Source organism: Pseudidiomarina homiensis (assembly GCF_003987225.1).
Lineage (GTDB): Bacteria > Pseudomonadota > Gammaproteobacteria > Enterobacterales > Alteromonadaceae > Pseudidiomarina > Pseudidiomarina homiensis.
This window is the reverse complement of record NZ_PIPX01000001.1, coordinates 817,792-842,252: the sequence shown is the minus strand read 5'-3', so window position 1 is coordinate 842,252 and position 24,461 is coordinate 817,792. Positions and strand designations below refer to the sequence as shown.

Genomic DNA, 24,461 nt, shown 5'->3' with positions numbered 1-24,461 from the left:
ATAAAATGTTCCTACTTCGTCTACATGACTCAATGTTGATAAGGATTGTATAGTTTTATAAAAAGCCTTTCAACCTTGGTTTTGCTGGTTTTTGTGATTTCTTGTATGGCAAGTTGTATAACTTTGCTACCACCATTTTTAACCATCGCTGCATAGCCATTTTGACATGATTACGCTAACCTAGCGGCTAAAGTTCACCAGTGCCGTAGACACACCTTCATGACCCAGCAAGTAACCTCCTATTTTCAGCCCGATAGCGCCTTGGCGAAAGCCTTACCTGGTTTTGCGCCGCGTCCTGCGCAGACAGAGATGGCGGCAGCAATCGCTGCGACGTTGCGAAAGAAAGGGCAGTTGGTCGTCGAAGCAGAAACCGGTACTGGTAAAACTTACGCTTACTTAGTGCCGATTTTAAAGAGTTCGGGCCGCGCGATGATTTCGACCGGTACGAAAGCTTTGCAAGAACAATTGTTCCACCGCGATTTGCCAGCGTTACGTGACGCTATTGCGCCGGATAAACAAGTTAGCCTATTGAAAGGGCGCAGCAACTACCTTTGTATTCATCGTCTTGAGCAGGCCCAAGCACAGGGCAATGATTTATCGTTGGCAGTGCAAAAACAGGTGATTGAAGTTAAGCGCTGGGCGTTACGCACCGAAGATGGCGATATCGGTGGTTTGAGTAGCTTGCCCGAAGACGCCGAAGTATTGCCGCAGGTTACGAGCACTGTTGATAATTGTTTAGGACGCGATTGTCCTAGCTACGATGACTGTTATCTTGTGAAAGCGCGTAAGCGTGCTCTCGAAGCTGATATTGTGGTGGTTAATCACCACTTATTTTTTGCCGACATGGCGCTTAAAGATGTCGGCTTTGGTGAACTTATTCCTCATGCTGATGCACTGGTGTTTGATGAAGCACATCAACTTCCCGATATCGCGAGCCAGTACTTCGGTGAAGCTCTCGGCAGTCGCCAATTAAGTGAAATGGCGCAAGACGCGAAGACCATCTATCTGACCGAATTAAAGGATTTACGCCAGTTAGATAAAGCGGCGGACAAGTTGCTGGGGAGTTTACGTGATTGGCGTTTGGCATTCCCAATCGATCCGCAGCGTGGCAACTGGCGGCAACAATCGCAAGATGAAAAAATCCAAGCCGCGGCAGCGCAACTCACTGAGAATCTTGAATTCTTTCGCGAGGTGGTCAAAGGCGCTTTAGGTCGCAGTCAGGATCTCGATACGTTGTATGAACGTTGTGTGCAGTTCATCCATATTTGGCAGTTATTGCAAAACACCCAGCGTACTGGGTATAGCTTTTGGTTTGAAACAACGCCAAGGCACGTGGTTTTACATCAAACGCCGCTGCAAGTTGCCGATAAGTTTGGTAGCTATGTCCGTGAGTCCGAAGCCGCATGGATTTTTACCTCGGCGACGTTAGCGATTGGCGATGACTTCGGCCATTTTACCCGTTTATTGGGATTAGAAAGCGCCGATACTTTATGTTTACCAAGTCCATTCGCATTTAGCGAACAAGGTATGTTGTGCGTACCGCGATTCTTACCACAGCCGCAGCAACGTGAAATGCTGGATGCATTAGTGCAAATCACGACACAGGTACTCGATGCCAATCCGCGCGGCGGTACCTTTGTGTTATTTACCAGTCATCGCATGTTGCAATTGGTTGCGCGGCAACTCGAGAATTTGACCGAGCGACCGCTATTTGTGCAGGGCACGACCAATAAACGAGAATTGCTGGCGGACTTCATTACGGCTGGCAATGGTGTGCTGCTGGGCACCTCGTCCTTTTGGGAAGGGGTTGATGTCCGTGGCTCAGCGCTTACCTGTGTGATCATCGATAAATTACCGTTTGGCGCGCCTGATGATCCCTTATTGCAAGCACGGATCGAAGATTGCCGCATGCGTGGAGCAGAGCCTTTTACTCAGGTACAATTACCTCCAGCTGTGATTGCGTTGAAGCAAGGCGCAGGGCGTCTGATTCGCGACAGCGGTGATCGAGGTGTGCTGATCGTTTGTGATCAACGGTTGGTGACGAAACCCTATGGACAACTGTTTGTGGCGAGTCTTCCACCGTTGCGTCGCACCCGTGACTTAGCGCAAGCACTGGATTTTTTGAAAGAAATTAACGGAGAAACTTCTGCATGAGTGCTGTCTTGCTGGCCATTGATACCGCTACTGAACAATGTTCGGTGGCTTTAAAAGTAGATGATCAGGTTTATCAACGCGCCGCGATCACCCCTCGTGAGCACTCGCAACGTGTGCTCGGTTTTGTTGAAGAAGTCATGGCAGAAGCTGGCATTACCTTAGCCGAAGTTGACGGTATTGTTTGTGGTTATGGGCCAGGCAGTTTTACGGGGGTTCGCATTGGTGTTGCGATATGCCAAGGCTTAGCTTTCAGTCACACTTTACCAGTCTATCCCGTCTCTACATTAGCAGCTTTAGCACAGCAAGCAGTACGCAAGCATAATGCTGAACGAGTGCTTTGTGCGATTGATGCACGAATGAACGAAGTCTACTTGGCAGCTTACTCAGTAACAGCTGGCTTAGTGCAGGAGCAAGTGCCACCGCAGATGGCTGCGTTAAGCGCGGTGACTGAGCAAGCTTGGTGGCCAACGGTGGTGGCTGGCAGTGAACTTAGCGCACAGCACAGTATCCAAGTAGTAGGAGCGGGTACCGGTTGGCAAGCTTATGGCGATGCGTTGAATCCGACGAATGAAATTCACGTACTAGATGATGTGACGTTGCCCTTAGCCGAAGACATGTTGGTGTTGGCGGAGCAAACTCACGCAGTATCAGCAGAGCAACTCGAGCCTTTGTATGTGCGTAACGAAGTTACTTGGCAAAAGCTACCGGGGCGTAGCTAAAAGGAGTACGAACAATGTTGAAGTATTGGCTGGCAGCACTTACAGCGTTAACCCTGAGTGCATGTTCGGCAGTGCCCGATGAGTTAGCGGTCGCTGAAAATACCAATTTGGTGAAGTACAGTACAGCCTTGGACAACCCTGAAGCAACGCAAGGTCAAACAGCGCGTTGGGGTGGAGTCATTGCCGAAGTTCGCAACAACAACCAAGGCACGATTATCGAAGTTGTTAATTATGCGCTTAATTCCTACGGGCGTCCGATTGCCGAGGATAGCAGTGATGGACGATTTCGAGCGTTTATTGACGGTTTTATTGACCCTATGGTGTATGAAAAAGGCCGCAGTGTAACCTTTACGGGCACCATCGGCGCACCAGTTGAAGATAAGATTGATGAATATCCTTACTTGTTTCCTACATTAAATGTGAGTGGCAAGTATTTGTGGAAAGAGATTGATAAGAACACCGCTGAAGTCGACTATAGCTCGCTTTGGTATCGGCATTATTGGTACTCTCCGCCGTACCGAGTGTACTACCCAGTACCAGTGCGCTCGCAGCAGAAATCGGATAACGACGGAAGTAATTAAGGATGACAGCACTTTTTTCACAGGCTCGGCACTCTGCCGAGCCTGTTTCATTTCAGCTGGGCTGGGGGCAGGTTAAAGGTCTGCGATGGGGTGCCAGCGATGGTAAAGTTATTCTAGCTTTGCATGGTTGGCTTGATAATGCCCATAGCTTTTTGCCCATCGCTGAAACGTTTCTTGCGAGCGAGTTCGTCAATGATTACCAACTGGTGGCATTGGATTGGCCTGGCCACGGTCATTCGGATCATCGGCCCGCCGGTAATTATTATCCTTTTCTGGATTATGTCTTTGATGCCGTCCAAATTTGTGAACAACAGCAGTGGCATCAGGTCGCGGTGCTGGCCCATTCGATGGGCGCTTTTGTCGGTAATTTGTGGGCTGGGATAGAGCCAGAGCGCATTACACATTTAGTAAGCATCGAAGCCTTCGGTCTGCTAAGTAGCCCAGAAAGCGCTATTCTTGATGATATACGGCAAGGTTTTCGCAGTCGCCTAAAGCAGCAAGGTAAACGCCGCCCGCATTACCCTGACATGGCTTCGGCTGTAGCGGCGCGAGCGCAGGCGGGCGACTTTTCTTTGGAGCTTGCCGAGGTGTTAGTCGAGCGTGGTATCGAACAACTTGCCGCCGACGACTTACGGTTTCGGGCTGATGGGCAGTTGCGGACCAAATCGGTGATGCGCCTGACGCCGCTGCAAATTCGTACGATACTGAGTGAGATAAGCTGCCCGTTTAGTTTGATACTGGGTGAGCATGGGCATAAGGACCGTTTACACATCGCGTTGGCTGAGTGGCGTCAAGCGGTACCGCAACTCAATGTGCTTGAAGTTCCAGGCGGGCATCATGTACACATGGAGCAGCCGAAAGCGGTGTGGCGCTGTTTTACTACGTTATTGGCAGGCCAAAACGGCTAGTCTAAACTGGTCGGATATGCGATGATTGGCAAAAAATAGAATGAGTCAGGAGCACAAGCGCGTGGAAAAAATTTGGTTAAAACGCTATCCGGCAGGGGTCCCTGAAGAGATTGACCCGAATCATTTTAATTCGTTGGTCGACATTTTCGAGCAAAGTGTCAACGCCTACGGTGATCGTACTGCTTACGTGAACATGGACCATGAAATGTCCTTTCACGAGTTGGATGAACAGTCAAAAAAGTTTGCTGCGTACCTACAGGCGAAAGGTTTACAAAAAGGCGACGCCGTTGCTGTGATGATGCCGAACTTATTGCAGTACCCAGTGGCATTATTTGGCATTTTACGCGCTGGTATGGTGGTGGTGAATGTTAACCCTCTGTACACCCCCCGTGAGCTGAAGCACCAGCTCAGCGATGCCAAGGTTAAAGGTATCGTTATCTTAGATAACTTTGCTCATACACTTGAGAAAGTGGCCGATGACTTAAGCGATCTGAAACATATTATTCTCACCAGCATTGGCGATTTACTGCCAGCGCCGAAGCGCTGGTTGGTCAACTTCGTGGTGAAGTATGTCAAGCGCATGGTGCCGAGTTATTCATTAACCGGCACGGTGCAGTTTAACGACGCACTGAGTAAAGGCAGTAAAGTGAAGTATGAACGCCCGACCATGTCTGGCGACGACTTAGCGTTCTTGCAATACACCGGTGGTACTACGGGGTTGGCCAAAGGTGCTATGCTGTCTCACCGTAATATGGTGGCTAACCTTGAGCAGGTTTCAGCAGTTGTTGCACCTTTGGTGAATGACGGTGAAGAAACCATCATCACTGCGTTGCCGCTGTATCATATCTTTGCCTTAACGGCGAACTGTCTCACCTTTATGAAGCACGGTGGTAAGAACATTCTGATCACTAACCCGCGCGATATGGCTGGCTTTGTAAAAGAACTCGGTAAGCACCCGTTTTCAATGATTTCCGGCGTGAACACATTGTTTAATGGCTTACTGAACACCCCTGGTTTTAAAGATCTTGATTTCTCGCACCTGAAGATCGCACTTGGTGGCGGTATGGCGGTGCAACGTTCGGTTGCAGAACATTGGGAGCGTGTGACCAAATCGCGCTTGTTGGAAGGTTACGGATTAACCGAGTGTTCGCCGGTGGTTACCGTCAACCCAACGGATATCGAGCATTATAATGGCACCATTGGCGTGCCGTTACCGTCAACATTAGTGCGTGTGGTCGATGCCGACACCGGTGAAGAAGTAGCGCAAGGTGAAGTCGGTGAGCTACAGGTCCAAGGTCCACAAGTGATGGTGGGCTATTTAAACCGCCCTGATGAAACCGATAAAGTCATGAAAGACGGCTGGTTTATGACTGGCGATATCGGCAAAATGGACGAAGATGGCTTTTTCAAAATCGTCGATCGTAAGAAAGACATGATTTTGGTTTCTGGCTTTAACGTGTACCCGAATGAAATTGAAGACGTTATGGTGGATCACCCGAAAGTGCTGGAAGCTGCAGCGGTGGGCGTGCCACATGACTCGTCGGGTGAAGCCGTAAAAGTTTTCATTGTGCGCAAAGATGATTCGTTGACCGAGCGTGAGCTCATTGATTTTGCGCGCGAGAATATGACCGGTTACAAAGTCCCTAAGTTTGTCGAATTCCGTGACGAACTACCGAAAACGAATGTTGGTAAAATCTTGCGTCGTGAACTACGTGACGAAGAGGAAGCCAAAGCTGGAGCGAGCAAAGACGCGTGAGTCAGTCGTACCAGTTAATTACTAAGCCTGATGACTTGCTGACCTTTTGTCAGCAAGCGCAGCGGGCTGACTTCCTTGCTGTTGATACGGAATTTGTCCGCACCCGTACCTATTATGCCAAACTTGGTCTCGTGCAAGTGCAAGCGGACCATCACATTGCGCTGATTGACCCTGTAGAATTGCATGCTGATAGCAGCGAGGATGGTTTAGCGCCGTTGTGGCAACTCTTCGCAGACCCGCAGAAAACCCTTGTTATTCACGCCGGTGGCGAAGATTACGAGATCCTCAATTTGCACATGGGGAGCTTACCCAACGCCATTTTTGACACGCAAATCGCCTCAGCAATGCTGGGTGAAGGTGATGCGCTCGGCTATGCCGCAATGATTGAACAACGCTTGGGTGTTGAGCTGGACAAATCACAGTCGCGCACGGATTGGATGCAACGACCGTTGGCGCAAGAGCAACTCGATTATGCCGCGGCCGATGTATTGTATTTGTCAGAGGTTTATCCACAATTATTGGCGCAAGCTGAGCAGCAGAAGAAACTTGAATTGATTCTGCAGGAAAGTGCTTGGCAGGCCGAGAAACGCGCGCAACAGATCCCTGACACCTGGCTGTTTTTGTATTTTGGTAATGCCTGGCAATGCACCCCTGAACAACTGAGTGTCTTACGTGAACTTGTTGCTTGGCGCATTCAACGCGCTCGCAGTGCTGATTTACCTTTGGGTTTTATCGCCAAAGATCATGTTTTATTAGACATCGCGCGGCGCATGCCAAGCAGTAAAGGGCAGTTGCACAGCATTAAAGAGTTGTCGTCAGTGACCATACGTTATGCCGGCGACCAAATGCTAGAAGCCATTCGTCAAGGCCAAGAAAATGGCCCGTTACAACTCAAACTGCAGCGTATCAACGACATTCGTGGTTACAAAGTGCTGTTCAACAAAATCAAAGCGCTGGCGCAAGATGTCGCGCAAGAGCTTGCTATCCCAGCAGCACTGGTCGCCTCACGTCGGCAGATCAATGATGTGCTGCATTGGTGTGTACATATTCCATCGCATGCACAACACGAATTACCGCTACCTGACTTGTTTGCAAGCTGGCGTGGAGCTAAGCTTAGAGCATCGATTGAAGCCCTGATTAAAGAGAGCGATTAACACATGTTGTGTGCCGTCTATCGCAGTCCGAAACGTGCGGACACCTATTTGTATTTGGCGCATCCGGCCGATTTTTCGTTGTTGCCCGACACGCTGGCAAAAAGTTTTGGCGAGCCACAGCATGTGATGACGATTGCGCTTAAAGCTGATCGTAAGCTTGCCCGACTGAGCGTTGATGAGTTGAAGCAACACCTCGATGATCCAGGCTTTTACCTACAGATTCCACCCCCGCCAGAAAATTTACTAAAAAAGGAGTTGGCAAAATGAAGAAGCTCATCAGTTTAGTGGTCCTTGTTACGGCCTTTGTGGTCGCGCCTAAAGCTGTATTGGCGGCCGATGAAGCCGGTTTTGCTGACTACGTACAAAAGATCAAAGCTGAAGCGATTGAAAAGGGCTATAGCGAAGCAACGCTCGAGAAAGCTTTTGCTAATGCGAAATTCTACGAGCGTTCAGTAAGTGCAGATAAAAACCAGCCAGAGTTTAAGCTTACGCTCGACACCTACTTACCGCGTGCAGTACCGGAGTGGAAGGCTGAACAAGCGGTAGAGAAATACAATGAACACAAAGAGCTACTTGAAGAAGTTGGCGCTAAATACGGTGTTCAGCCGCGCTTTATCGTTGCACTGTGGGGGATCGAGACAAACTTCGGTGGTTACACTGGTGGTTTCGATGTTGTGTCGGCGTTAACCACGATGGCTTATGAAGGCCGTCGCGAGGAGTTTTTCAAAAACCAATTATGGCAAGCTTTGACCATTATCGAAGAAGGCCATATCGATGTTGAACAGATGCAAGGCTCATGGGCCGGTGCGATGGGCCAAACTCAGTTTATGCCAAGCTCTTTCATGGCGTATGCCGTTGATTACGACGGCGACGGGCGCAAAGACATTTGGAATTCGATGGGTGATGTTTTTGCCTCGGCGGCGAATTACCTGAAGAATGCCGGCTGGCGCGTTGACGTCACTTGGGGTCGCCAGGTGCAATTGCCGGAAGATTTTGATGTGTCGATGGCAGAACTCAAGAACAAAAAGACGCTCGCCGAGTGGCAAGCCCTAGGCGTGCGTAAACTCGATGGTACTGATTTGCCAACGCGGGCGGACATTGAAGCTGCGGTAGTTATTCCTGACGACAAAGAAGGCCGTGTGTACCTAGCTTACGCAAATTATGATGCGTTGATGCGTTGGAATCGGTCACATTACTTCGTCGCTGCGGTCGGTTATTTATCTGACCGTATTCGTTTTCCGCGTTAACCTTACCTTTTATGGCATCACGCCCCTCGAAAATCGTCTGTGTGGGCCGCAATTATGCGGCTCACGCAGCAGAACTGAATAATCCTATCCCTAACGAACCGTTATTATTTATCAAGCCACCGAGTAGTTGGGCTGAGCTCCCGACGGTGCGGATCCCAACCCAACAAGGTGCCTGTCATCACGAACTTGAAATAGCCGTGCGCATTGCCAAGCCACTGCATCGGGTGAGTGTTGCCGAGGCGAGTGCTGCAATTGACGCAACAACCTTAGCGCTCGACCTCACCCTGCGCGATGTGCAGGATAGGCTCAAACAGCAAGGGCATCCGTGGGAACGCGCCAAAGCTTTCGACGGCGCTTGCGTAGTGGCGCCTTGGATTGAGTTAACCAACGCCGGTGTAAACCTTAAACACGTGCAGGAAAGCAGTTTTGAGCTGACTCGGAATGGTGTTATGCAGCAACAAGGTGATGCGCAGCAAATGCTGATGCCCATTGCCGAATTAGTTGCGCATATAAGTCATGTATTTACTCTTGAAGCTGGCGATGTGGTGCTCACTGGCACCCCGGCAGGGGTGGGACCCTTGCAGCCAGATGACGAGCTCGCGTTAAGTTGGCAACTGGGGGAGCAATCCTTGCGCTGGTCAGGACAGGTCATTGGCAATGACTGAAGCACCGTTTTGGGAGCGAAAAAGCTTTGAGGAAATGAGCCACGATGAGTGGGAGTCACTCTGTGACGGTTGCGGCAAATGCTGCTTACACAAGCTGATTGATGCCGACGATGCCGATGAAACCGTGCACTACACCGATGTAAGCTGTGTCTTACTCGATACCGAAACAGCACGCTGCACTAATTATGCCGAGCGCACTAAGCATGTACCTGATTGCGTGGTGATCACTCCGGAAAATGTGCATGACCTTGATTATATGCCGCCGTCGTGTGCGTATCGACGCTTGGCCGAGGGGCGTGGCTTAGCAAGTTGGCACCCGTTGTTGAACGATGGCTCACAGGCGGCGATGGTTGCGGCTGGTATTAGCGCAGCGCAGTGTGTGCAAAACGAAGACGAGGTCCATGAGGACCTCGAGTTGCGCATTGTTACTTGGCCGTTAAACGACCGCGATTAAATAGAGCGGAATTTCAGTAAGCGGCTGAATAGGACCACGATACCGACGCCAGCATAGCTAGCGAAAATAATTCGCATCCACTCCGGCATACTCAAGCCAGCAAACTGCCAATTAATGTCGCCACATAAACCTGTCGCACTAAAGACTTCCGGGAACCAGCGATGCAGAGCGAACCACTTAGGGAAGTTGGGGAAGGTATCGCAGACCGCGAAAAAGGCATTTGCCGACTGTTGCGTCATCACATGTTCGTTGGCAATCAAAAAGCCCCAAATGGCTGCGGTCAACCAACCGGCGAAGCCGACGAGACGCACCAGCCCTAGCTTTGGCGCAATTAGTGGTAATAATGCCGCAACGCCAATCATAAGAATTGCGAAGCGTTGGTAAATACATTTCACACATGGCTCAAGACCCATGCCATACTGCATGTAGAGCGCAGTACCAAAGAGGCCAAAAGCGGTAGCGGCAAGCAACGCCCAAGCGATGCGTTGTTCAGGAAGTTTTGCTAGAAAGCGCATGGTTTATCTCGTTTGTATTTTATGCGTTAAACAATTGGTTGCGTCAAAATAGCTAAGCTGCACACAGAAGTCGATAGATTTCTGTAAACCTGTTGCGACAAAACTTGTCCGACCATTGGAAAGCCTGATAAAATCAGGCGCTATTATCAAGCAAATAGGCGAGTTAATGATCATCAAGGCACAGAGCCCTGCGGGGTTCGCAGAAGAGTATATCGTCAAATCGATCTGGAATGGGCATTTCGCTCCAGGCACGATTTTGCCCGCTGAACGTGAATTATCAGAGCTTATCGGCGTTACCCGAACGACCTTGCGAGAAGTCTTGCAACGTTTGGCACGCGACGGGTGGCTGACCATCCAGCATGGCAAGCCAACGCGGGTGAATAACTTTTGGGAAACGTCTGGTCTAAATATTCTGGAAACCCTTGCACGCCTTGATGAAGACGGTATGCCACAGTTGGTAGACCAGCTGTTATCAGCGCGCACCAATATCAGTGCAATTTATATTCGTGGAGCAGTACGTAACGCACCGGATCGGGTGGCCGAGCTTCTTGAACAGGCTGAAGGTTTAGAAGATACTGCGGACGCTTTCGCCGAATATGATTACCAACTTAACCACGATCTCGCCATGGCATCGGGCAATCCAATTTACGTGCTGGTACTCAATGGCTTTAAAGGCTTGTACTCGCGGATTGGTAATTTCTATTTCTCAAATCCCGAAGCACGCAAGCTGGCGCGTAAGTATTACGCGGATTTAAAAGCTGTTGCGACCGAAGAGAAGCGGGATGAAGCTGCCATGCTCGTGCGTGACTATGGTTATGCCTCCGGCCGTATTTGGCACAGTATGCGCGGTGATATTCCAGCGAACCTTATCGAATAAAGCGTAAAGCCTGAACAAAAAAAGCCTCGCATAAGCGAGGCTTTTTTATTCTAAGGTATCGGAATTAAGCGAAGTTTTTCGCTACGAAATCCCAGTTCACCAAGTTCCAGAATGCGTTCAAGTAGTTTGGACGCGCATTGCGGTAATCGATGTAGTAAGCGTGTTCCCATACATCTACCGTCATGATTGGCGTCACTGACTCGTCAGTAAGCGGAGTTTCGGCGTTGCTGGTGTTGACGATGGCAACAGATCCGTCAGACTTTTTCACCAACCAAGTCCAACCTGAGCCGAAGTTGCCGGCTGCTTGTGCGTTGAACTCTTCTTTGAATTTGTCGAATGAACCGAACGCAGCGTTGATTGCGTCAGCTAATGCGCCAGTTGGCTCGCCGCCGCCATTTGGGCTCAGGCAGTGCCAGTAGAACGTGTGGTTCCAAACTTGCGCAGCGTTGTTGAAGACGCCACCTGAAGAAGATTTGATGATCTCTTCTAGCGACTTGCTTTCCATGTCGGTGCCTTTCACAGCATCGTTAAGCTTGGTAACGTAAGCGTTATGGTGCTTACCGTAATGGTATTCAAGCGTCTCTGCAGAAATGTGCGGTTCTAATGCATTTTTTTCGTAAGGTAATGCTGGTAATTCGAATGCCATGTCTCGACTCTCCATTCGTTGTTCTTGTGAATTTGTTGAATTCGTTCTCATTTTACCATTGAAAACGAATCTTGCAGACTCAATATACTCAGATTGAGGCAGAAAAGATTATTTCAAGGGTAGTAGGCAATTATTTAATTGTCATTACACCAGCCGATTGGCGGCGTGATGTACTGCATTTGCGTTGCTGGCTATGTTAAACTTGCTGTCTTGAAATTCATAACTCGCATTGCCGAGAATGCCTATTGAAGTGAGGATGAAAGCATGGAAACTGTAGAGAAAATTAAGCAGCAGATCGCTGAAAACCCGATTCTGTTGTATATGAAAGGCTCACCTAAATTGCCAAGCTGTGGGTTTTCATCACAAGCTTCGCAAGCTTTGATGAGTTGTGGCCAGGCTTTTGCCTACGTCGACATTCTACAGAATCCGGACATTCGTGCAGAATTGCCAAATTACGCTGATTGGCCAACTTTCCCACAATTGTGGGTAGAGGGTGAGCTTATTGGTGGTTGTGATATTATTCTGGAAATGTTCCAGAAGGGTGAACTGCAAGAACTGATTAATGAAGTTGCAGAGCGTCATCCTGCGCCTTCTGAAGATTAATAGTTTTGACGTTAGATTCTTTTAGTTAAAGCAACAAAAATGGAGAGTTAACATGGGTGTATTAGTAGGCCGTAAAGCTCCTAATTTCACTGCAGCTGCAGTTTTGGGAACTGGTGAAATTGTTGAAGATTTCAACTTGCACGAGCAAATCAAAGGTAAGAAAGCGGTTGTTTTCTTCTACCCACTTGATTTCACTTTCGTGTGCCCATCTGAGTTGATCGCATTCGATCACCGTTTGGAAGAGTTTAAAAAGCGTGGCGTAGAAGTTATCGGTGTTTCTATCGATTCACAATTCACGCACAACGCATGGCGTAACACTGCTGAAGCAGACGGCGGTATCGGTGAAGTTAAATACCCACTGGTTGCTGACGTGAAGCACACTATTTGTAAGTCTTACGACGTTGAGCATCCAGAAGCGGGCGTAGCTTTCCGTGCGTCATTCTTGATCGACGAAGACGGCGTTGTACGTCACCAAATCGTTAACGACCTGCCATTAGGCCGTAACATTGACGAAATGATTCGTTTGGTTGACGCGTTGAACTTCCACCAGAAGCACGGCGACGTATGCCCAGCTGGCTGGAAAGAAGGCGACGAAGGTATGAAAGCTGACGCGAAAGGCGTAGCTGACTACCTTTCTAAAAACGCAGGTAAGCTGTAAAGACGAAAAGCGTTGTTAGCTATTTGCTATTCGCTGTTTGTCTAAAGCATAGAAGGCCGCCCGGTTGGGCGGCCTTTTTTATTTGAGGGCGTAAGTGACGGCGGCGTTGGCGTGCAGTTCGGTGGTGTCGTAGAGGGGCACCGTTGTGTCTGCAGGTTTGATGAGCATGCCGATTTCGGTGCAGCCGAGAATAACCGCTTGTGCACCTTGCTGATGTAAGTCGCTTACGATGTCGAGATAAGCCAGCTTTGACGCTGACGTGGTGACGCCTAAACACAATTCTTTGAAAATCACTTCGTGAACCGAGTTACGTTGAGTTTCGTTAGGAATGATAACTTTTAGGCCTTGGGCCTCTAGGCGTTCACGATAGAACGCTTGTTCCATGGTGAATTTGGTGCCGAGTAAACCAACGGTGGTGATACCGTCGGCTTTTAGTGCTTCTGCCGTGGCATCGACAATGTGTAACAAAGGGATTTTTACGGCTTTTTGCACTTCTGGCGCGACTTTGTGCATGGTATTGGTGCCAATCAGGAAAAAGTCAGCGCCCGCCGCTTCGAGTGATTGAGCGGCTTTCACCAGTATATCGGCGGTGCCTTGCCAATCGCCTTGATGCTGTAAAGGCTCGATTTCAGCAAAATCGACGCTGTTGAGAATAACCTTCGCAGAATGCAAGCCACCCAAGCGCTGCCGCACCTGCTCATTGAGCAAGCGATAGTAGGTTTGCGTAGATTCCCAGCTCATGCCGCCGATTAAACCGATTGTTTTCATCTTGCTCAAACACCTTGTTCTGGTTACATTGCTTGAGCTTAGGGCGCGTGCGGCGCGATTGCAATCACGAAAGAAAGTAGGAGAGTGCATTGTTAGTTCCATTGCAGAAAGATGACTTTGAATTAGTGTCAGGTTGGCTTGCTGATCCGGAAGATCATTTCAAAGTCTGTGGAAATGCTTTTAGCTACCCGCTGAAACGTGAGGTGTTTGAACTCTTTTTTGTTGAGAGTTCGGGCGACCCGGACGTGCGCCTGTGTTTCAAGTACTGTGTTGACGGGAAAGCCGTTGGCATGGTGCACTTTACGCGTATTGATCGGCAGAATGATTTTGGCCATATCGGTGTGGCCATGGTGAACCCGCAGGCGCGCTCAGCGGGGCATGGCCGAGCAATGTTTGCGGCGTTGTTGAAGCTTGGGTTTGACCAACTAAACTTTCATCGCATTGATCTGAACGTGTTTGAGTTTAATCAACGCGCGCTGAAGTTCTACCAGAACGCGTTCGCTTTTCAGGTGGAAGGCTTGGCGCGCGATACGATTAAAAAAGATGGTGCCTATTTCGGCTGGTTCACGCTAAGTCTGTTGCGCTCTGAGTGGTTGACGCAACAGTGAACACCAAGGCTATCAAGGTGAAATTGCGCCGCTTTCAGACGACCGATGCTGAGGCCCTTCGCGAACTGTTCAACGAGACCGTGCGGCACGTGAATAAGCGTGACTACACTGCGGCACAGATCGCGGCATGGGCGCCTGATGGCTATGATCGCGAAGCATGGCTCGAACGCTTGCAGCGGAATCAGCCTTATATCGCCGAGATAGACGGCAGCATCGTTGGCTTTGCGGATGTGCAAGCCGACGGTTATATCGACCATTTCTTCTGCAGTGCCTCAAGCCAGGGCCAAGGCGTGGGCCGAGCTTTAATGAGCAAACTCCTTGCACATAACTATCCGCGCTTTTACGCCAACGTAAGCATTACCGCTCGACCTTTTTTTGAGCACTTTGGTTTTCGTCTTGTTCGCGAGCAGCAGGTTATCGTTCGCGGCGAAACGCTAACTAATTACCTCATGGAAAAATTAACTCACGCTGGTGAATGAACTTTTTTCGTTCGTCGCTCGACTTTAAGGGTACGAATGGAGTGACGAAAAGAGAAGAACACATGCTAAAAACCACATTTTTGAGCTTAGCCATACTGCTGAGCCCAGTTTTATTTGCTTCTGAACCTGCGTCGAACACTATTGAGGAACAGACGCAGGCGTTCGAAAGCTTTTTACTTGAATTGAAAAAAGAGAAACATATTCCCGGGCTTTCCGTTGCGGTCGTGAAAGACGGTGAAATCGTCTACGAAGAAGCGCACGGCATTTCGCATTTAGAGGGACAGGTGCCGGTGACGACCGAAACGCCGTTTTGGATTGCATCGGTGAGTAAGTTTTTTGTCGGCGCAACGTTTTTGAAGCTGATCGAAAATGGCGAGCTTAGTTTTGATGATACCTTGAACTCAACGCCGGGCTTCGAGGACTACTGCACGTGGTTGGCAGGCTCAGGTATTGTGTTTGGCAAAAACCTTCAGTGTGACCAAACCTTTAAACTCAAACATGCTTTGAACCACGTAGTGAACGGCCAAGTCGACAGTAACTTTTTCTACAATTCGATTTTCTACTCGCGTTTATCGCGGTTTCTTGAAGCGAAGCGGGGTAATCCTATCTCCATGGCGGAAGGTCGCCATAACGAGCTCGCGCAGGCCATCAACACAGAGATATTTGAGCCAGCAGGCATGAAGGACTCCATGGCAGGTTTATGGGACGAGCAGCGCATGGACGTATTTTTCCGTCGTTCGCGCGGCTACGGTATTGAAGACAACCACTACGTTTACCGTCGGAGCCCAGAACGCCATATGGCCGGTGGTGCTGGCGTCAGCTCGACCGCAGGTGATATTGCACGTTTTGATATTGCTTTAGATTCGGGCAAAATCTTGTCGCCTGAGTTTATGGCGCACACCACCACCGAATACATCACCGCCGAAGGTAAAAAGATCCCTTACGCCTATGGTCGATATATTCAGTGGGTTGATGGTGAAAAAATCATTTGGCACTCAGGCTGGGACGAAGAAATCGGCTTCACCGCAGCCTACATTAAGTTCCCTGAGCGCGGCATCACCGTTGTTGTTTTAGCGAACAACGAAGGCTTGTGGTGGGGCAATCCGCTCGATCGACCCGCCATCGAGGAATCGGTTGTGTTCCAAAAAGCCAGCGCGATTTTTACGAGCGCTCCAAAATAACTGGGCCGGGGCCTTGCTGGGCGAGCTTGTCGTCCGCGTTATAAAGCGGGCACGCAGTCATGGAGAGGCAGCCACAACCAATACAGCCCGTGAGCGAATCTTTGAGCCGCTGAAGTTTTGCGATGCGTTGTTGTAAGCGTTGCTGCCATTGCTCAGCAACGCTTTGCCAATCTGCTTTGCTCGGTGCGCCAAATTTCGGTAATGGCTCGAAGACTTCTGCGACCTCTTCCAAACTGATCCCAAGCTGCTGCGCGACTTTAATAATAGATACTCGGCGAATAGCCTCGCGGCCAAAGCGCCGCTGATTACCAGTGCTGCGCGAGCTATGAATAAGCCCCTTGCGCTCGTAAAAGTGAATCGCTGAGACATTGACCCCGCAACGCTCGGCAATCTGACCTACTGATAAATCCATAAAAAACTCTTTACCTAAACCTTGGTTTAGGTTTTAGCATGCTCCTTGTTATTAATCAAAGATGTTAAGCAAATCATCTATCAAAAGGAGACATGCCATGAAAAAACTGCATTCAACTCAGCAAGAAACGCAACCCGATATGAAAAAGAAAGCGGCGTTTTACCGTTACTTTAATGCGCTGATGGCGCACAAGTAATTGTGGTGCTTATTCTGACCAGACGGCGTATTCGTTGCCGCTGGGGCAAGTGAAGTGAAAGCGGCGGCCACCAGGGAACTCAAAAATCGGCTTAATCACGGTGCCGCCAGCTTCTTCAACTGATTGCTGCGCTTGTTCTAGCTTCGGGCTGTAGAGCACGACGAGCACGCTGCCTTGGGCGGTGGTGGCACTAAGTTCTGAGGTGTAGAAGCCCCCATCGAGACCGGCGCCCAGAAACGATGCATAGTCAGGGCCATAATCGACAAAACGCCAATCAAAAGCTTCACTGAAGAACTTTTTCGTGGCTGCGATGTTTGTTGCTGGTAGCTCTACGTAATTAATTGATACACTAGCCATCGGTTTTATTCCTTCTTGCGTGTATTTAGAAGTTGAGTATAGCCATGGTTTCTTATTCTTAGCAGCACAAACAGAGGTTTTATGCCTGAGTCGGCAGGAAAGCGGTTAAACAAATTTATCAGCGAAAGCGGTTTTTGTTCGCGGCGTGAAGCGGATCGCTTTATCGAGCAAGGTGTGGTCAAAATCAACGGCAAACCTGCGGTGCTAGGTGATCAAGTGATGCCTGGCGATGAAGTTCTGGTGAACGGTCGCAATATTAAGCCGACCGATAAAGAAAAGTTTGTCTTTATTGCGCTCAACAAACCCGTTGGCATTGTTAGTACCACCGACTCTTCCGAGCCGAAAAATATGGTCGATTTTGTCGGGCATAAGAGCCGTATTTTTCCGATTGGGCGGTTAGATAAAGACTCATCGGGGCTGATTTTTCTAACCAGTAACGGCGATTTGGTCAACAAAATATTGCGTGCCGGGAATCGACACGAAAAAGAGTACGTGGTGACGGTCGATAGGCCGATTACGCCTGACTTTATCAAAGGTATGGCTGGTGGCGTGCCAATTCTTGGGACTAAAACGAAAAGGTGTAAGGTACGCCAAGAGTCACAGTTCACCTTCCGCATGATTTTGATCGAAGGTATGAACCGCCAGATCCGCCGCATGTGCGAATACTTTGGCTACGAAGTCCGTAAGCTTGAGCGCGTGCGGATTATGAATGTCAGTCTTGGGCGCTTGCAGCCGGGCCAGTGGCGTAACCTAACTGACAGCGAAATGAGCGAGCTGATGAAGTCGATAGAGCACTCATCTTCGGAAGCGCCAGAAGGCCATCGTCGCCGTAAGCCTCCGCAGAAAGTTAAACAAAAAAATGTGGGTAAAGATGGCCTCAAGCCTGCGCCGCGTGGTAAGCGAGCTGAAACCAAAGCAGAGTCGCCTTGGGCACAATCTCGACACGCTAAAAAGCCTCAAGAAGCTGGCGCAAGCCGTCGTAAGCTAAAGCTGAACAAGCCCGCCGAAGATTAAAGTGACGGGCGTGTTACAACGCCCATGCCCGAAAACGCTTCGCTTTAATCTTGTCATTGTTGATTAAGGCCAGGGCATGATTCACCTTGGCCGACTTGACCGCCACGTAAGCCCACTGCGCTTGCACCTTGATTTTACCAATGTCATCAACGCTCAGTTTCTTATCACGGGTTAACGCACCGACGATATCGCCTGGGCGAAGCTTGTGCTTTTTGCCGCCATTCAGTTGCAAGGTCACAAACTCTGCGGTTAATGGCGCTGTACTGGTGTTTAGCGCAGGCAGTTCGCGTAATTTGATCGGCGCTGACAGCGTATCTTCAAGTAAGCGCATCTTGAAGTCGTCTTTACCACCAATCAGCGTCACCGCCAGACCTTCAGCTCCAGCTCGCCCGGTACGACCGATACGGTGGGTATGCGTGGCGATGTCGTGCGCCATACCAACGTTGATGACGAGGTCGAGCTCAGCAATATCTAAACCACGCGCGGCCACGTCGGTGGCAACTAATACACGACCACTGCCGTTGGCGAATTGCACCATGGTTTGGTCGCGGTCTTTTTGTTCCATATCGCCGTGCAACGTAAGGATGCTGAAGCCTTTGCTTTTTAACGCATCAGCAATGTTCTGGGTCTCGACCTTGGTGTTGCAGAACACCATACAGTTGCCGGGTTGCAGCTCGAGCAATAGAGCCCGCACGGCTTGCGCAGGCACCACGTCATCGAGCTGATAAAAGCGTTGCTGAATTGAAATTTGCGTTTGGCTAGCCGCAACTTTAATGATCTCAGCATCATTGCAAACTTGTTTCGTCAATTGACGAATGCCTTGCGGGTAGGTTGCGCTAAACAACAAGGTTTGGCGAATGCTTGGCGTTTTCGCAATAATGCCCGCAAGTTCGTCCTGAAAGCCCATTTCAAGCATACGATCGGCTTCATCGAGGACCAAGGTTTGCAACCGCGCCAGATCTAAACGCTGCGCTTGCAAGTGATCAAGCACGCGGCCAGGCGTACCCACCAATACGTGCGCACCATGTTCGAGCGACGCCGCTTGCACTTTCGACGGCGCACCGCCGCACAAGGTCAACACTTTGACGTTGCCCATAACCTTGGCCAGCTTGCGAATCGCCTCGGCGACTTGCTCGGCCAGCTCGCGGGTCGGGCAGAGCACCAACGCTTGCGGTGCAAAAGATTCGGTATCGAGTTTGCTCAATAACCCCAAAGCAAAGGCCACCGTTTTGCCTGAACCGGTTTCGGCCTGAACCACTACGTCTTCACCACGCAAAATTTTCGGCAAACTGTAGGCTTGCACCTGCGTCATTTCAGTAAACTTCGCTTCGTTCAAGCTGCTCAGTAGAGCGTCGCTAAGCTTTAATTCTGCGAACTCGCGTACGCTTGGCGCCGTTTCTGGCGTGTTTGGAGGTGTTGTTTCAGACATGGTGTTAGTTCACTTCTTCGGCGGGCGCATCGTCAGGCGCAAATTGCGCACAATGCGCAAAAAATAGCGTGCTAGTATAGCAGAGCACCACTCATAATGCTGTTAATTCATTTAAAGTTTCGTCGAGTCAAATTAAAAAAGGTAGCTATGTATATTCCGACAAAAATGGCAATGACGGACGCACAAGCCATCGCTGAATTTATTTCAAAATTTGGTTTTGGCGCGCTTGTATCCGATAACTTAAACGCCACGCATCTTCCCTTTATTTTGGCGCCCGACGAGGGCGCGTTTGGCTGTTTGTACGGGCACTTTGCGCGCGCAAATCCACACTGGGAAGTTGCCGAGGGAAAGCGGGTGATGGTGCTATTCAACGGACCTCATTCCTACATTTCGCCGACATGGTACAGCTCACGACCTGCGGTCCCGACGTGGAACTATGCGGCGGTGCATTGTTATGGCGTGCTGACTCTGTTAAATGAGAGCGAAAATGCACAAGCAATGCAGCAGCTTGTGCGCAAGTATGAGCCTGAGCTCTTGGAAGCCAACGATGTTATGCCAGAAGACTACCAAGCGAGGCTACGTAAAGCTGTCGTTGGCTTTAAAATCGAGATCGATGACATTCATGCCAAAGAAAAGCTCGGACAACACCGTAAAAAAGAGGATCAACAGGGTGTTTATGCTGCGCTTTGTAGTAGTGACCATGCCGATGATCGAGCACTGGCGGCTTATATGAAAAAGCGAAAGCTTGGCTTAGGTAATAATTGATACGCTTTATTTGAAACTATAAAAGGAATGACTATGGACAAATTCATGCAAGCGGCGATTGAAGAAGCGCAGAAAGGACTCGCAGAGGGCGGGGTACCGATTGGTTCGGTGTTAGTGCATAACGGTAAGATCATTGGCCGCGGCCATAATCGCCGCGTGCAAAGTGGTAGCCCTATCTTGCATGGCGAAATGGATGCTTTTGCTGATGCCGGACGTCAGCCTGCATCGGTTTACAAAGAATGTGTGATTTATACGACGTTATCACCGTGTTGCATGTGCTCGGGCGCGATTGAGCTGTACGGAATTCCGCACGTTATAGTGGGTGAGAACCAAACCTTCATGGGCGCGGAAGAGCGACTGCGCATGGCCGGTGTTAAGGTTGACGTGCTTCAAGATCCAACCTGTATTGAGCTGATGACGACCTTTATTGCAGAGAAGCCCGAACTTTGGTTTGAAGATATCGGCGAATAAGCCACGGAGAACCTAAGTGCTTCTACTGAAAACGGGTTTGTTATTTATCATTACCGCACTGGCCGAAATTGTCGGCTGTTATTTGCCGTACCTTTGGTTGAAGAAAGGGTACTCGGCATGGTTGTTGATCCCCGCAGCCTTTAGCCTAGCTTTATTTGTTTGGTTACTCAGCCTTCACCCTACAGCAAGCGGCCGTGTATATGCGGCTTACGGCGGAGTCTATGTCGCCACTGCATTAGTCTGGCTCTACGCCGTCGACAAGCAAACCTTGACGTTTTATGACTGGCTCGGCGGCAGCGTTGCGCTGGCTGGCATGGCGATTATTGTGTTGGGTAGTTTTAGGGCGTGAGTTTTATATGGTTTAAGTCGATAGACTGCGCCGTTGTTTGGCTAACGGGCTTTTTCTCACCCAACGGAATAAATACATGATCACCAATTTAGTTATAGCACTGGTGATAGCTAAAACGAGTAGCGGCCAACCATCTGCAAAACCCATTGTTAGCGCAAATGCGATCGTCGATACATCCATCAATAAAATGAATTGGCTCATTCGAATGTTAACTGCGCCGGTGTTGCCAGAGTTATAAATCAATTTGATTTGGTGGTAGTAACCTTGGGCGATCATCACCGAAATAACAATAATAAGCGTGGTTGAAATGTAACGCCCCTGATCTGCAATCGTTTTACCAAGCAGTAAGCCTATGGTCGCCAGACACACTAACGCTAAAGCTACTGTAAAGGTTACAAACGACGCCTTAGTCTTGCGATCTCGCCATATTTCAAAAAGAATCATGCCCACGAGCAAGGCGGCCGTTAAGCGGGGCCATACAATGTAATGGTTAAATGGATAAATCGAGTAGCCGTAAACAAAAAATGAGAGATAGGCGAGGAAACTAACGGAAAACTGATTTAGCGATAATAGCGAAGTCGCCTCGCCGGTGGAGGTGTTTTGCTGTTTTCGAACCCAGATCGTTTTCAGCTGAGCATATACGCCAATAAGGCTAACGACGATAAGGATGGAATTGAGTAAGCCGGTAAGAGTGTAGAGGTTCATACGGGTTGTCCGTTGTTTGTTTGTCGACAATATACAGTTTAACCAATTAAAAATTTAATTAAAAAGCCTTATGTCCGTTATAATTGTCGACAATTAACGTTCCGCGTAGCATGTCATCAAGGCGAGCCAGTGAAACTATCCGCAGTCAGGATTCATCACCTCTTTTAGCTGCGATAACACCTTATGCATGGTGTCGCGATCATAACTGTAATGGTCACCTTCAAGGGCAATGTGTAAGGTCGGCTGGGAATAATCGTGTTGCTTGAGGTGTTCTTCGATTTGCAAAGCCATGTCGTACGAAGGCCATATCTGGTCTTGCTTACTTGAAACCAACGTGACCGATCCTTGAATCTGCTCAACCGGAATCCGGGCTGCGTCGATGTCGGCGGGTGAAGCTTCAGCCAGGGCATCGTTGAAGGCGTCGACGTACTCGCCGGTGATCATGCCCGAAAGCATGTCAAAGGAGACTAACGGCGCGTCGATATAGGCTAAGGGCTCACCGTTTAAACGCCACCCTGATTGGCTGGACGGGCTTTTCACCGCATTCCAAGCAACGTGGCTAGGGAAGGCTGCGACGATATGATTGGCGGTATCAAAGTGACTACCTAGCAGTAACGCCAGCTCGGCGCCTTTGGAAAAGCCGAGAAGAACAACGCATTCATCTTTAACTGCCGGGTCAGCTGCCAGTAGGGCAATCCTCTCATTAATCGCCTCTAACGAAAGCTCTCGCGGTTTATCGGGCGTATTTTCTGTGCCGAAATAGCCAAGTGAAGCGACCGAAAAGCCGTAATCATGATAACGCTCGAGCAAGGGCTTCATTTGTGGTGCAGCAAAATAATTTCCACCGTCGCTGCCACCAAGCAGCACCACCAACGGGTGCGCTTGCTCATCGTTGATATAGAGCTTGTGTAAATCGGGAGATGGCGCCTGACTACAGGCCGTAAGAAGCCCCACCAATAGGGTTGGTGTAATTAACTTTTTCATGGTTGTTCCTCAGTTTTTTGAGTTTTTCGGGGGATGCACTACATCTTTAAGTGCCGTTTGAGTTCGCGGGCGCCGTTACGACTGGTGAGCACCTCTAAGTTCGAATGTAAAAAGCGCAGTAGCAAACGGCCATTGAGCCAGCGTTCGACTTCGCTTAGCCGATAACGATTGACGATGGCTCCTCGATGGACGCGCAAGAAATGGGGCGGAAGTTGGCTCTCTAACTCTTTGAGTGTGTGCTCGAGCGGGTAGACCTGCGAACCGCTATGCGCAAGTTGTATGCCGTCTTGGGTGACAATGGCATCAATAGATTCGACTTTAAGCGGCCGCGCACGTTGGCCTACGTGACTGATGAGTTCTTGCTGCGCCTGCTGTAGTTGTTTTACATGTAGCTTTTGTGCGGCGCGATCGAGGGCTAACTGCAAACGACTTGCGTCGAGGGGTTTCAGCACATAATCGGCGGCGGCTCCAGTAAAGGCATCGACCGCATAACGGCTGTGTGCAGTGGTAAAAATGACCTCGCCATTAAAACCTTGTGCGTTCAGCGTCGTGAGCACCTCGATACCGTTCATGCCTGGCATATTGATGTCGAGCAGAACGACGTCGATGGCAGACGTGTTTAGGGTTTCTAGGAGTGCTCGCCCCGAATTTAACTCGGCGACGATCTGCCATTCCGAGAGGCTGGCAAGTAACTGTCGCAGTTTCAGGCGAGCCGCTTCTTCATCGTCGACAATCACAATGCGCTTAGTCATGGTCGGCCTCCAGCACAATAGAAATCACTGCCCCGTGGTTATTCGTTAGCTGGTACTCTGCATTGCCGAGCAAACGTAAACGTTGCAGCGTTGTGGTTAAACCGACACCTATGCCAGATGGGTGCTCCTGAGTGCGAAGCAGCTGGTCGGGAAAACCCGGTCCATTATCGCTCACGCGTAGGTAAAGCTTATCTTCACTTGTCGTACAGTTGATACCTATGGTGATAGGGAGTTGCTGGGCATGCTTAATCGAGTTTTCAATAAGTGGTTGCAGTAAAAACGGCGGCAACTGCCAATTCAATGCGTCGTCATCAACATTGAGCTCAATGCGGAGATCATCCCCCAAGCGGGCCTGCTCAATGTTAAGCCATTTTTGCAGCACCAAAAGTTCACGCTTCAAGCGGATGGTTGCTTGGTTGTCGGTATCCAAACTATGCCGCAGCACACTGGCAAGATCTTGGGTCAGTTGCTCAGCTTTCTGTGGATCAGCCACAATAAAGGCCGAGAGCGTGTTTAGGCTGTTGAACAAGAAGTGCGGGTGCAAGGTTTGCTTTAACTGATTAAGCTCCGCTTGCTTGCGTAATAAGCGTTCCGCTTGCAGCGTCTTATAGGTGATGTAAGCACGATAAATGACGTAGGTTCCAACGGCCCAAGGTAGCGACATGAAAAAGGTATCGAGCCAGCCCAGTTGCATGGATGGATAGATCAGCGACAGGGCAAAGCCCCAGCAACGGAACCCGAAATAAAAACAAAGCAACCACACTGGTAGCGCCTGCACGGTTTTATGCAATTTAAGTTTTTTTAGTGAGTAGAGGGCGACTGATAAGGGCAGCCAAAATAGCAACAAAATAGCTATGCCGCCGGCTAGCAGCGCTTCGCTTACGCCGCCTTGACCGCGCTGCCACCAGTCGACAAAGGTGATGCTGGCGCTAAGAAAAGCGAGACCACCAAGGGCAATAAAATAGTCTTTTCGAGTCAGTTGTTGCATAAAGCTTCGCGGTTGTCCGAATCAATAGTGCCATTATTGAAAGGACAACCGTAACTGTCACTGACT

Annotated in this window: 30 protein-coding genes; 20 read left to right on the top strand and 10 right to left on the bottom strand. The window is 49.5% G+C overall.

The window, feature by feature from the left end:
* The first annotated feature begins 219 nt into the window (after positions 1-219).
* The 10 genes from CWI70_RS04080 (at position 220) to CWI70_RS04035 (ending at position 9,638) form a co-directional block, all read left to right on the top strand.
* Positions 220-2,154 (top strand): DNA repair helicase YoaA, encoded by a 1,935-nt coding sequence (locus CWI70_RS04080; RefSeq protein WP_126770797.1) that lies wholly within the window; start codon positions 220-222, stop codon positions 2,152-2,154.
* Entirely contained in the window at positions 2,151-2,873 is a 723-nt protein-coding gene (gene tsaB / locus CWI70_RS04075; RefSeq protein WP_126770796.1) for a tRNA (adenosine(37)-N6)-threonylcarbamoyltransferase complex dimerization subunit type 1 TsaB, read from the top strand. The genes CWI70_RS04080 and tsaB overlap by 4 nt, the downstream gene beginning before the upstream one ends.
* 14 nt (positions 2,874-2,887) lie before the next feature.
* Positions 2,888-3,454 (top strand): Slp family lipoprotein, encoded by a 567-nt coding sequence (locus tag CWI70_RS04070; RefSeq protein WP_126770794.1) that lies wholly within the window; start codon positions 2,888-2,890, stop codon positions 3,452-3,454.
* A gap of 2 nt (positions 3,455-3,456) precedes the next feature.
* Entirely contained in the window at positions 3,457-4,362 is a 906-nt protein-coding gene (locus tag CWI70_RS04065) for an alpha/beta fold hydrolase (RefSeq protein WP_126770792.1), read from the top strand.
* Between the two features lie 61 nt (positions 4,363-4,423).
* Positions 4,424-6,118 (top strand): long-chain-fatty-acid--CoA ligase FadD, encoded by a 1,695-nt coding sequence (gene fadD / locus CWI70_RS04060; RefSeq protein ID WP_126770790.1) that lies wholly within the window; start codon positions 4,424-4,426, stop codon positions 6,116-6,118.
* Positions 6,115-7,272, top strand: coding sequence for a ribonuclease D (gene rnd, locus CWI70_RS04055; protein ID WP_126770788.1), 1,158 nt, complete (start codon positions 6,115-6,117; stop codon positions 7,270-7,272). Before fadD ends, rnd begins: the two co-directional genes overlap by 4 nt.
* Positions 7,273-7,275: 3 nt before the next feature.
* Positions 7,276-7,539, top strand: a complete 264-nt coding sequence (locus CWI70_RS04050; protein ID WP_126770787.1) for a YcgL domain-containing protein — start codon at positions 7,276-7,278, stop codon at positions 7,537-7,539.
* Positions 7,536-8,519 carry a lytic murein transglycosylase gene (locus CWI70_RS04045; protein WP_126770785.1) on the top strand — a complete coding sequence of 328 codons (984 nt, stop codon included), beginning with the start codon at positions 7,536-7,538 and terminating at the stop codon, positions 8,517-8,519. The genes CWI70_RS04050 and CWI70_RS04045 overlap by 4 nt, the downstream gene beginning before the upstream one ends.
* Before the next feature lie 11 nt (positions 8,520-8,530).
* Positions 8,531-9,184: a fumarylacetoacetate hydrolase family protein gene (locus CWI70_RS04040; protein WP_126770783.1), complete on the top strand. Its 654-nt coding sequence runs from the start codon at positions 8,531-8,533 to the stop codon at positions 9,182-9,184.
* A complete protein-coding gene (locus CWI70_RS04035; protein ID WP_126770781.1) occupies positions 9,177-9,638 on the top strand; it encodes a YcgN family cysteine cluster protein in 462 nt (153 codons plus the stop codon). The genes CWI70_RS04040 and CWI70_RS04035 overlap by 8 nt, the downstream gene beginning before the upstream one ends.
* Here the strand turns inward: CWI70_RS04035 and dsbB are convergent.
* Positions 9,635-10,153 (bottom strand): disulfide bond formation protein DsbB, encoded by a 519-nt coding sequence (gene dsbB / locus CWI70_RS04030; protein ID WP_126770779.1) that lies wholly within the window; start codon positions 10,151-10,153, stop codon positions 9,635-9,637. The genes CWI70_RS04035 and dsbB overlap by 4 nt on opposite strands.
* Positions 10,154-10,319: 166 nt before the next feature.
* On the opposite strand from dsbB, the gene fadR reads away from it, so the two are divergent.
* Positions 10,320-11,030, top strand: a complete 711-nt coding sequence (gene fadR / locus CWI70_RS04025) for a fatty acid metabolism transcriptional regulator FadR (protein WP_126770778.1) — start codon at positions 10,320-10,322, stop codon at positions 11,028-11,030.
* Between the two features lie 64 nt (positions 11,031-11,094).
* Here fadR and sodB read toward each other — a convergent pair whose 3' ends face one another.
* Positions 11,095-11,676: a superoxide dismutase [Fe] gene (gene sodB / locus CWI70_RS04020; protein WP_126770776.1), complete on the bottom strand. Its 582-nt coding sequence runs from the start codon at positions 11,674-11,676 to the stop codon at positions 11,095-11,097.
* A 264-nt stretch (positions 11,677-11,940) separates the two neighbouring features.
* Here sodB and CWI70_RS04015 point away from each other — a divergent pair, with 264 nt between their 5' ends.
* A complete protein-coding gene (locus CWI70_RS04015) occupies positions 11,941-12,279 on the top strand; it encodes a Grx4 family monothiol glutaredoxin (RefSeq protein WP_126770774.1) in 339 nt (112 codons plus the stop codon).
* A 52-nt stretch (positions 12,280-12,331) separates the two neighbouring features.
* Positions 12,332-12,937 carry a peroxiredoxin gene (locus CWI70_RS04010; RefSeq protein WP_126770773.1) on the top strand — a complete coding sequence of 202 codons (606 nt, stop codon included), beginning with the start codon at positions 12,332-12,334 and terminating at the stop codon, positions 12,935-12,937.
* 78 nt (positions 12,938-13,015) lie between these two features.
* Here CWI70_RS04010 and CWI70_RS04005 read toward each other — a convergent pair whose 3' ends face one another.
* Positions 13,016-13,705, bottom strand: a complete 690-nt coding sequence (locus tag CWI70_RS04005) for an aspartate/glutamate racemase family protein (RefSeq protein ID WP_126770771.1) — start codon at positions 13,703-13,705, stop codon at positions 13,016-13,018.
* A gap of 89 nt (positions 13,706-13,794) precedes the next feature.
* Between CWI70_RS04005 and CWI70_RS04000 the strand changes: the two genes are divergently transcribed.
* The 3 genes from CWI70_RS04000 (at position 13,795) to CWI70_RS03990 (ending at position 15,973) form a co-directional block, all read left to right on the top strand.
* Positions 13,795-14,313, top strand: coding sequence for a GNAT family N-acetyltransferase (locus CWI70_RS04000; RefSeq protein WP_126770769.1), 519 nt, complete (start codon positions 13,795-13,797; stop codon positions 14,311-14,313).
* Between the two features lie 17 nt (positions 14,314-14,330).
* Complete coding sequence (locus CWI70_RS03995; RefSeq protein WP_126770767.1) at positions 14,331-14,792, top strand: GNAT family N-acetyltransferase; 462 nt, start codon at positions 14,331-14,333, stop codon at positions 14,790-14,792.
* A gap of 62 nt (positions 14,793-14,854) precedes the next feature.
* On the top strand, positions 14,855-15,973 hold the full coding sequence (locus tag CWI70_RS03990; RefSeq protein ID WP_157980860.1) for a serine hydrolase domain-containing protein: 1,119 nt from the start codon (positions 14,855-14,857) through the stop codon (positions 15,971-15,973).
* On the opposite strand, the gene soxR is transcribed toward CWI70_RS03990, so the two are convergent.
* Positions 15,954-16,385 carry a redox-sensitive transcriptional activator SoxR gene (soxR, locus tag CWI70_RS03985; protein ID WP_126770763.1) on the bottom strand — a complete coding sequence of 144 codons (432 nt, stop codon included), beginning with the start codon at positions 16,383-16,385 and terminating at the stop codon, positions 15,954-15,956. The two genes, CWI70_RS03990 and soxR, sit on opposite strands and share 20 nt — an antisense overlap.
* A 205-nt stretch (positions 16,386-16,590) precedes the next feature.
* The gene (locus CWI70_RS03980) at positions 16,591-16,938 is read right to left on the bottom strand and encodes a VOC family protein (RefSeq protein WP_126770761.1); all 348 of its coding nucleotides are present in this window, start codon (positions 16,936-16,938) and stop codon (positions 16,591-16,593) included.
* Positions 16,939-17,019: 81 nt separating this feature from the next.
* Between CWI70_RS03980 and rluF the strand changes: the two genes are divergently transcribed.
* A complete protein-coding gene (rluF, locus tag CWI70_RS03975) occupies positions 17,020-17,952 on the top strand; it encodes a 23S rRNA pseudouridine(2604) synthase RluF (RefSeq protein ID WP_126770759.1) in 933 nt (310 codons plus the stop codon).
* Positions 17,953-17,965: 13 nt separating this feature from the next.
* Here rluF and dbpA read toward each other — a convergent pair whose 3' ends face one another.
* Positions 17,966-19,381 (bottom strand): ATP-dependent RNA helicase DbpA, encoded by a 1,416-nt coding sequence (dbpA, locus tag CWI70_RS03970; protein WP_126770757.1) that lies wholly within the window; start codon positions 19,379-19,381, stop codon positions 17,966-17,968.
* Between the two features lie 147 nt (positions 19,382-19,528).
* On the opposite strand from dbpA, the gene CWI70_RS03965 reads away from it, so the two are divergent.
* From CWI70_RS03965 to CWI70_RS03955, 3 genes are read left to right on the top strand one after another with little or no spacing between them, the layout of a single operon-like run.
* Positions 19,529-20,146, top strand: a complete 618-nt coding sequence (locus CWI70_RS03965) for an FMN-binding negative transcriptional regulator (protein WP_126770755.1) — start codon at positions 19,529-19,531, stop codon at positions 20,144-20,146.
* Positions 20,147-20,179: 33 nt separating this feature from the next.
* Entirely contained in the window at positions 20,180-20,617 is a 438-nt protein-coding gene (locus CWI70_RS03960; protein ID WP_126770753.1) for a nucleoside deaminase, read from the top strand.
* A gap of 16 nt (positions 20,618-20,633) precedes the next feature.
* Positions 20,634-20,966, top strand: a complete 333-nt coding sequence (locus tag CWI70_RS03955; protein WP_126770751.1) for a YnfA family protein — start codon at positions 20,634-20,636, stop codon at positions 20,964-20,966.
* A 12-nt stretch (positions 20,967-20,978) separates the two neighbouring features.
* Here the strand turns inward: CWI70_RS03955 and CWI70_RS03950 are convergent, their stop codons facing one another.
* From CWI70_RS03950 to CWI70_RS03935, 4 genes are all read right to left on the bottom strand, one after another.
* Entirely contained in the window at positions 20,979-21,671 is a 693-nt protein-coding gene (locus CWI70_RS03950) for a hypothetical protein (protein ID WP_126770749.1), read from the bottom strand.
* Positions 21,672-21,806: 135 nt separating this feature from the next.
* Positions 21,807-22,655 (bottom strand): acyl-CoA thioester hydrolase/BAAT C-terminal domain-containing protein, encoded by an 849-nt coding sequence (locus CWI70_RS03945; RefSeq protein WP_126770748.1) that lies wholly within the window; start codon positions 22,653-22,655, stop codon positions 21,807-21,809.
* A gap of 38 nt (positions 22,656-22,693) precedes the next feature.
* Positions 22,694-23,407, bottom strand: a complete 714-nt coding sequence (locus CWI70_RS03940; RefSeq protein ID WP_126770746.1) for a LytR/AlgR family response regulator transcription factor — start codon at positions 23,405-23,407, stop codon at positions 22,694-22,696.
* Positions 23,400-24,395, bottom strand: coding sequence for a sensor histidine kinase (locus CWI70_RS03935; protein WP_126770744.1), 996 nt, complete (start codon positions 24,393-24,395; stop codon positions 23,400-23,402). Before CWI70_RS03935 ends, CWI70_RS03940 begins: the two co-directional genes overlap by 8 nt.
* Positions 24,396-24,461: the final 66 nt, after the last annotated feature.

Excerpts from the sequence above, each read along its gene's own strand:
- CWI70_RS04080 (WP_126770797.1), top strand. The coding sequence starts at position 220 with ATGACCCAGCAAGTAACCTCCTATTTTCAGCCCGATAGCGCCTTGGCG.
- tsaB (WP_126770796.1), top strand. The coding sequence starts at position 2,151 with ATGAGTGCTGTCTTGCTGGCCATTGATACCGCTACTGAACAATGTTCG.
- CWI70_RS04070 (WP_126770794.1), top strand. The coding sequence starts at position 2,888 with ATGTTGAAGTATTGGCTGGCAGCACTTACAGCGTTAACCCTGAGTGCA.
- CWI70_RS04065 (WP_126770792.1), top strand. The coding sequence starts at position 3,457 with ATGACAGCACTTTTTTCACAGGCTCGGCACTCTGCCGAGCCTGTTTCA.
- CWI70_RS04050 (WP_126770787.1), top strand. The coding sequence starts at position 7,276 with ATGTTGTGTGCCGTCTATCGCAGTCCGAAACGTGCGGACACCTATTTG.
- CWI70_RS04045 (WP_126770785.1), top strand. The coding sequence starts at position 7,536 with ATGAAGAAGCTCATCAGTTTAGTGGTCCTTGTTACGGCCTTTGTGGTC.
- CWI70_RS04040 (WP_126770783.1), top strand. The coding sequence starts at position 8,531 with ATGGCATCACGCCCCTCGAAAATCGTCTGTGTGGGCCGCAATTATGCG.
- CWI70_RS04035 (WP_126770781.1), top strand. The coding sequence starts at position 9,177 with ATGACTGAAGCACCGTTTTGGGAGCGAAAAAGCTTTGAGGAAATGAGC.
- dsbB (WP_126770779.1), bottom strand. The coding sequence starts at position 10,153 with ATGCGCTTTCTAGCAAAACTTCCTGAACAACGCATCGCTTGGGCGTTG.
- fadR (WP_126770778.1), top strand. The coding sequence starts at position 10,320 with ATGATCATCAAGGCACAGAGCCCTGCGGGGTTCGCAGAAGAGTATATC.
- sodB (WP_126770776.1), bottom strand. The coding sequence starts at position 11,676 with ATGGCATTCGAATTACCAGCATTACCTTACGAAAAAAATGCATTAGAA.
- CWI70_RS04015 (WP_126770774.1), top strand. The coding sequence starts at position 11,941 with ATGGAAACTGTAGAGAAAATTAAGCAGCAGATCGCTGAAAACCCGATT.
- CWI70_RS04010 (WP_126770773.1), top strand. The coding sequence starts at position 12,332 with ATGGGTGTATTAGTAGGCCGTAAAGCTCCTAATTTCACTGCAGCTGCA.
- CWI70_RS04005 (WP_126770771.1), bottom strand. The coding sequence starts at position 13,705 with ATGAAAACAATCGGTTTAATCGGCGGCATGAGCTGGGAATCTACGCAA.
- CWI70_RS03990 (WP_157980860.1), top strand. The coding sequence starts at position 14,855 with ATGCTAAAAACCACATTTTTGAGCTTAGCCATACTGCTGAGCCCAGTT.
- soxR (WP_126770763.1), bottom strand. The coding sequence starts at position 16,385 with ATGGATTTATCAGTAGGTCAGATTGCCGAGCGTTGCGGGGTCAATGTC.
- CWI70_RS03980 (WP_126770761.1), bottom strand. The coding sequence starts at position 16,938 with ATGGCTAGTGTATCAATTAATTACGTAGAGCTACCAGCAACAAACATC.
- rluF (WP_126770759.1), top strand. The coding sequence starts at position 17,020 with ATGCCTGAGTCGGCAGGAAAGCGGTTAAACAAATTTATCAGCGAAAGC.
- dbpA (WP_126770757.1), bottom strand. The coding sequence starts at position 19,381 with ATGTCTGAAACAACACCTCCAAACACGCCAGAAACGGCGCCAAGCGTA.
- CWI70_RS03965 (WP_126770755.1), top strand. The coding sequence starts at position 19,529 with ATGTATATTCCGACAAAAATGGCAATGACGGACGCACAAGCCATCGCT.
- CWI70_RS03960 (WP_126770753.1), top strand. The coding sequence starts at position 20,180 with ATGGACAAATTCATGCAAGCGGCGATTGAAGAAGCGCAGAAAGGACTC.
- CWI70_RS03950 (WP_126770749.1), bottom strand. The coding sequence starts at position 21,671 with ATGAACCTCTACACTCTTACCGGCTTACTCAATTCCATCCTTATCGTC.
- CWI70_RS03945 (WP_126770748.1), bottom strand. The coding sequence starts at position 22,655 with ATGAAAAAGTTAATTACACCAACCCTATTGGTGGGGCTTCTTACGGCC.
- CWI70_RS03940 (WP_126770746.1), bottom strand. The coding sequence starts at position 23,407 with ATGACTAAGCGCATTGTGATTGTCGACGATGAAGAAGCGGCTCGCCTG.
- CWI70_RS03935 (WP_126770744.1), bottom strand. The coding sequence starts at position 24,395 with ATGCAACAACTGACTCGAAAAGACTATTTTATTGCCCTTGGTGGTCTC.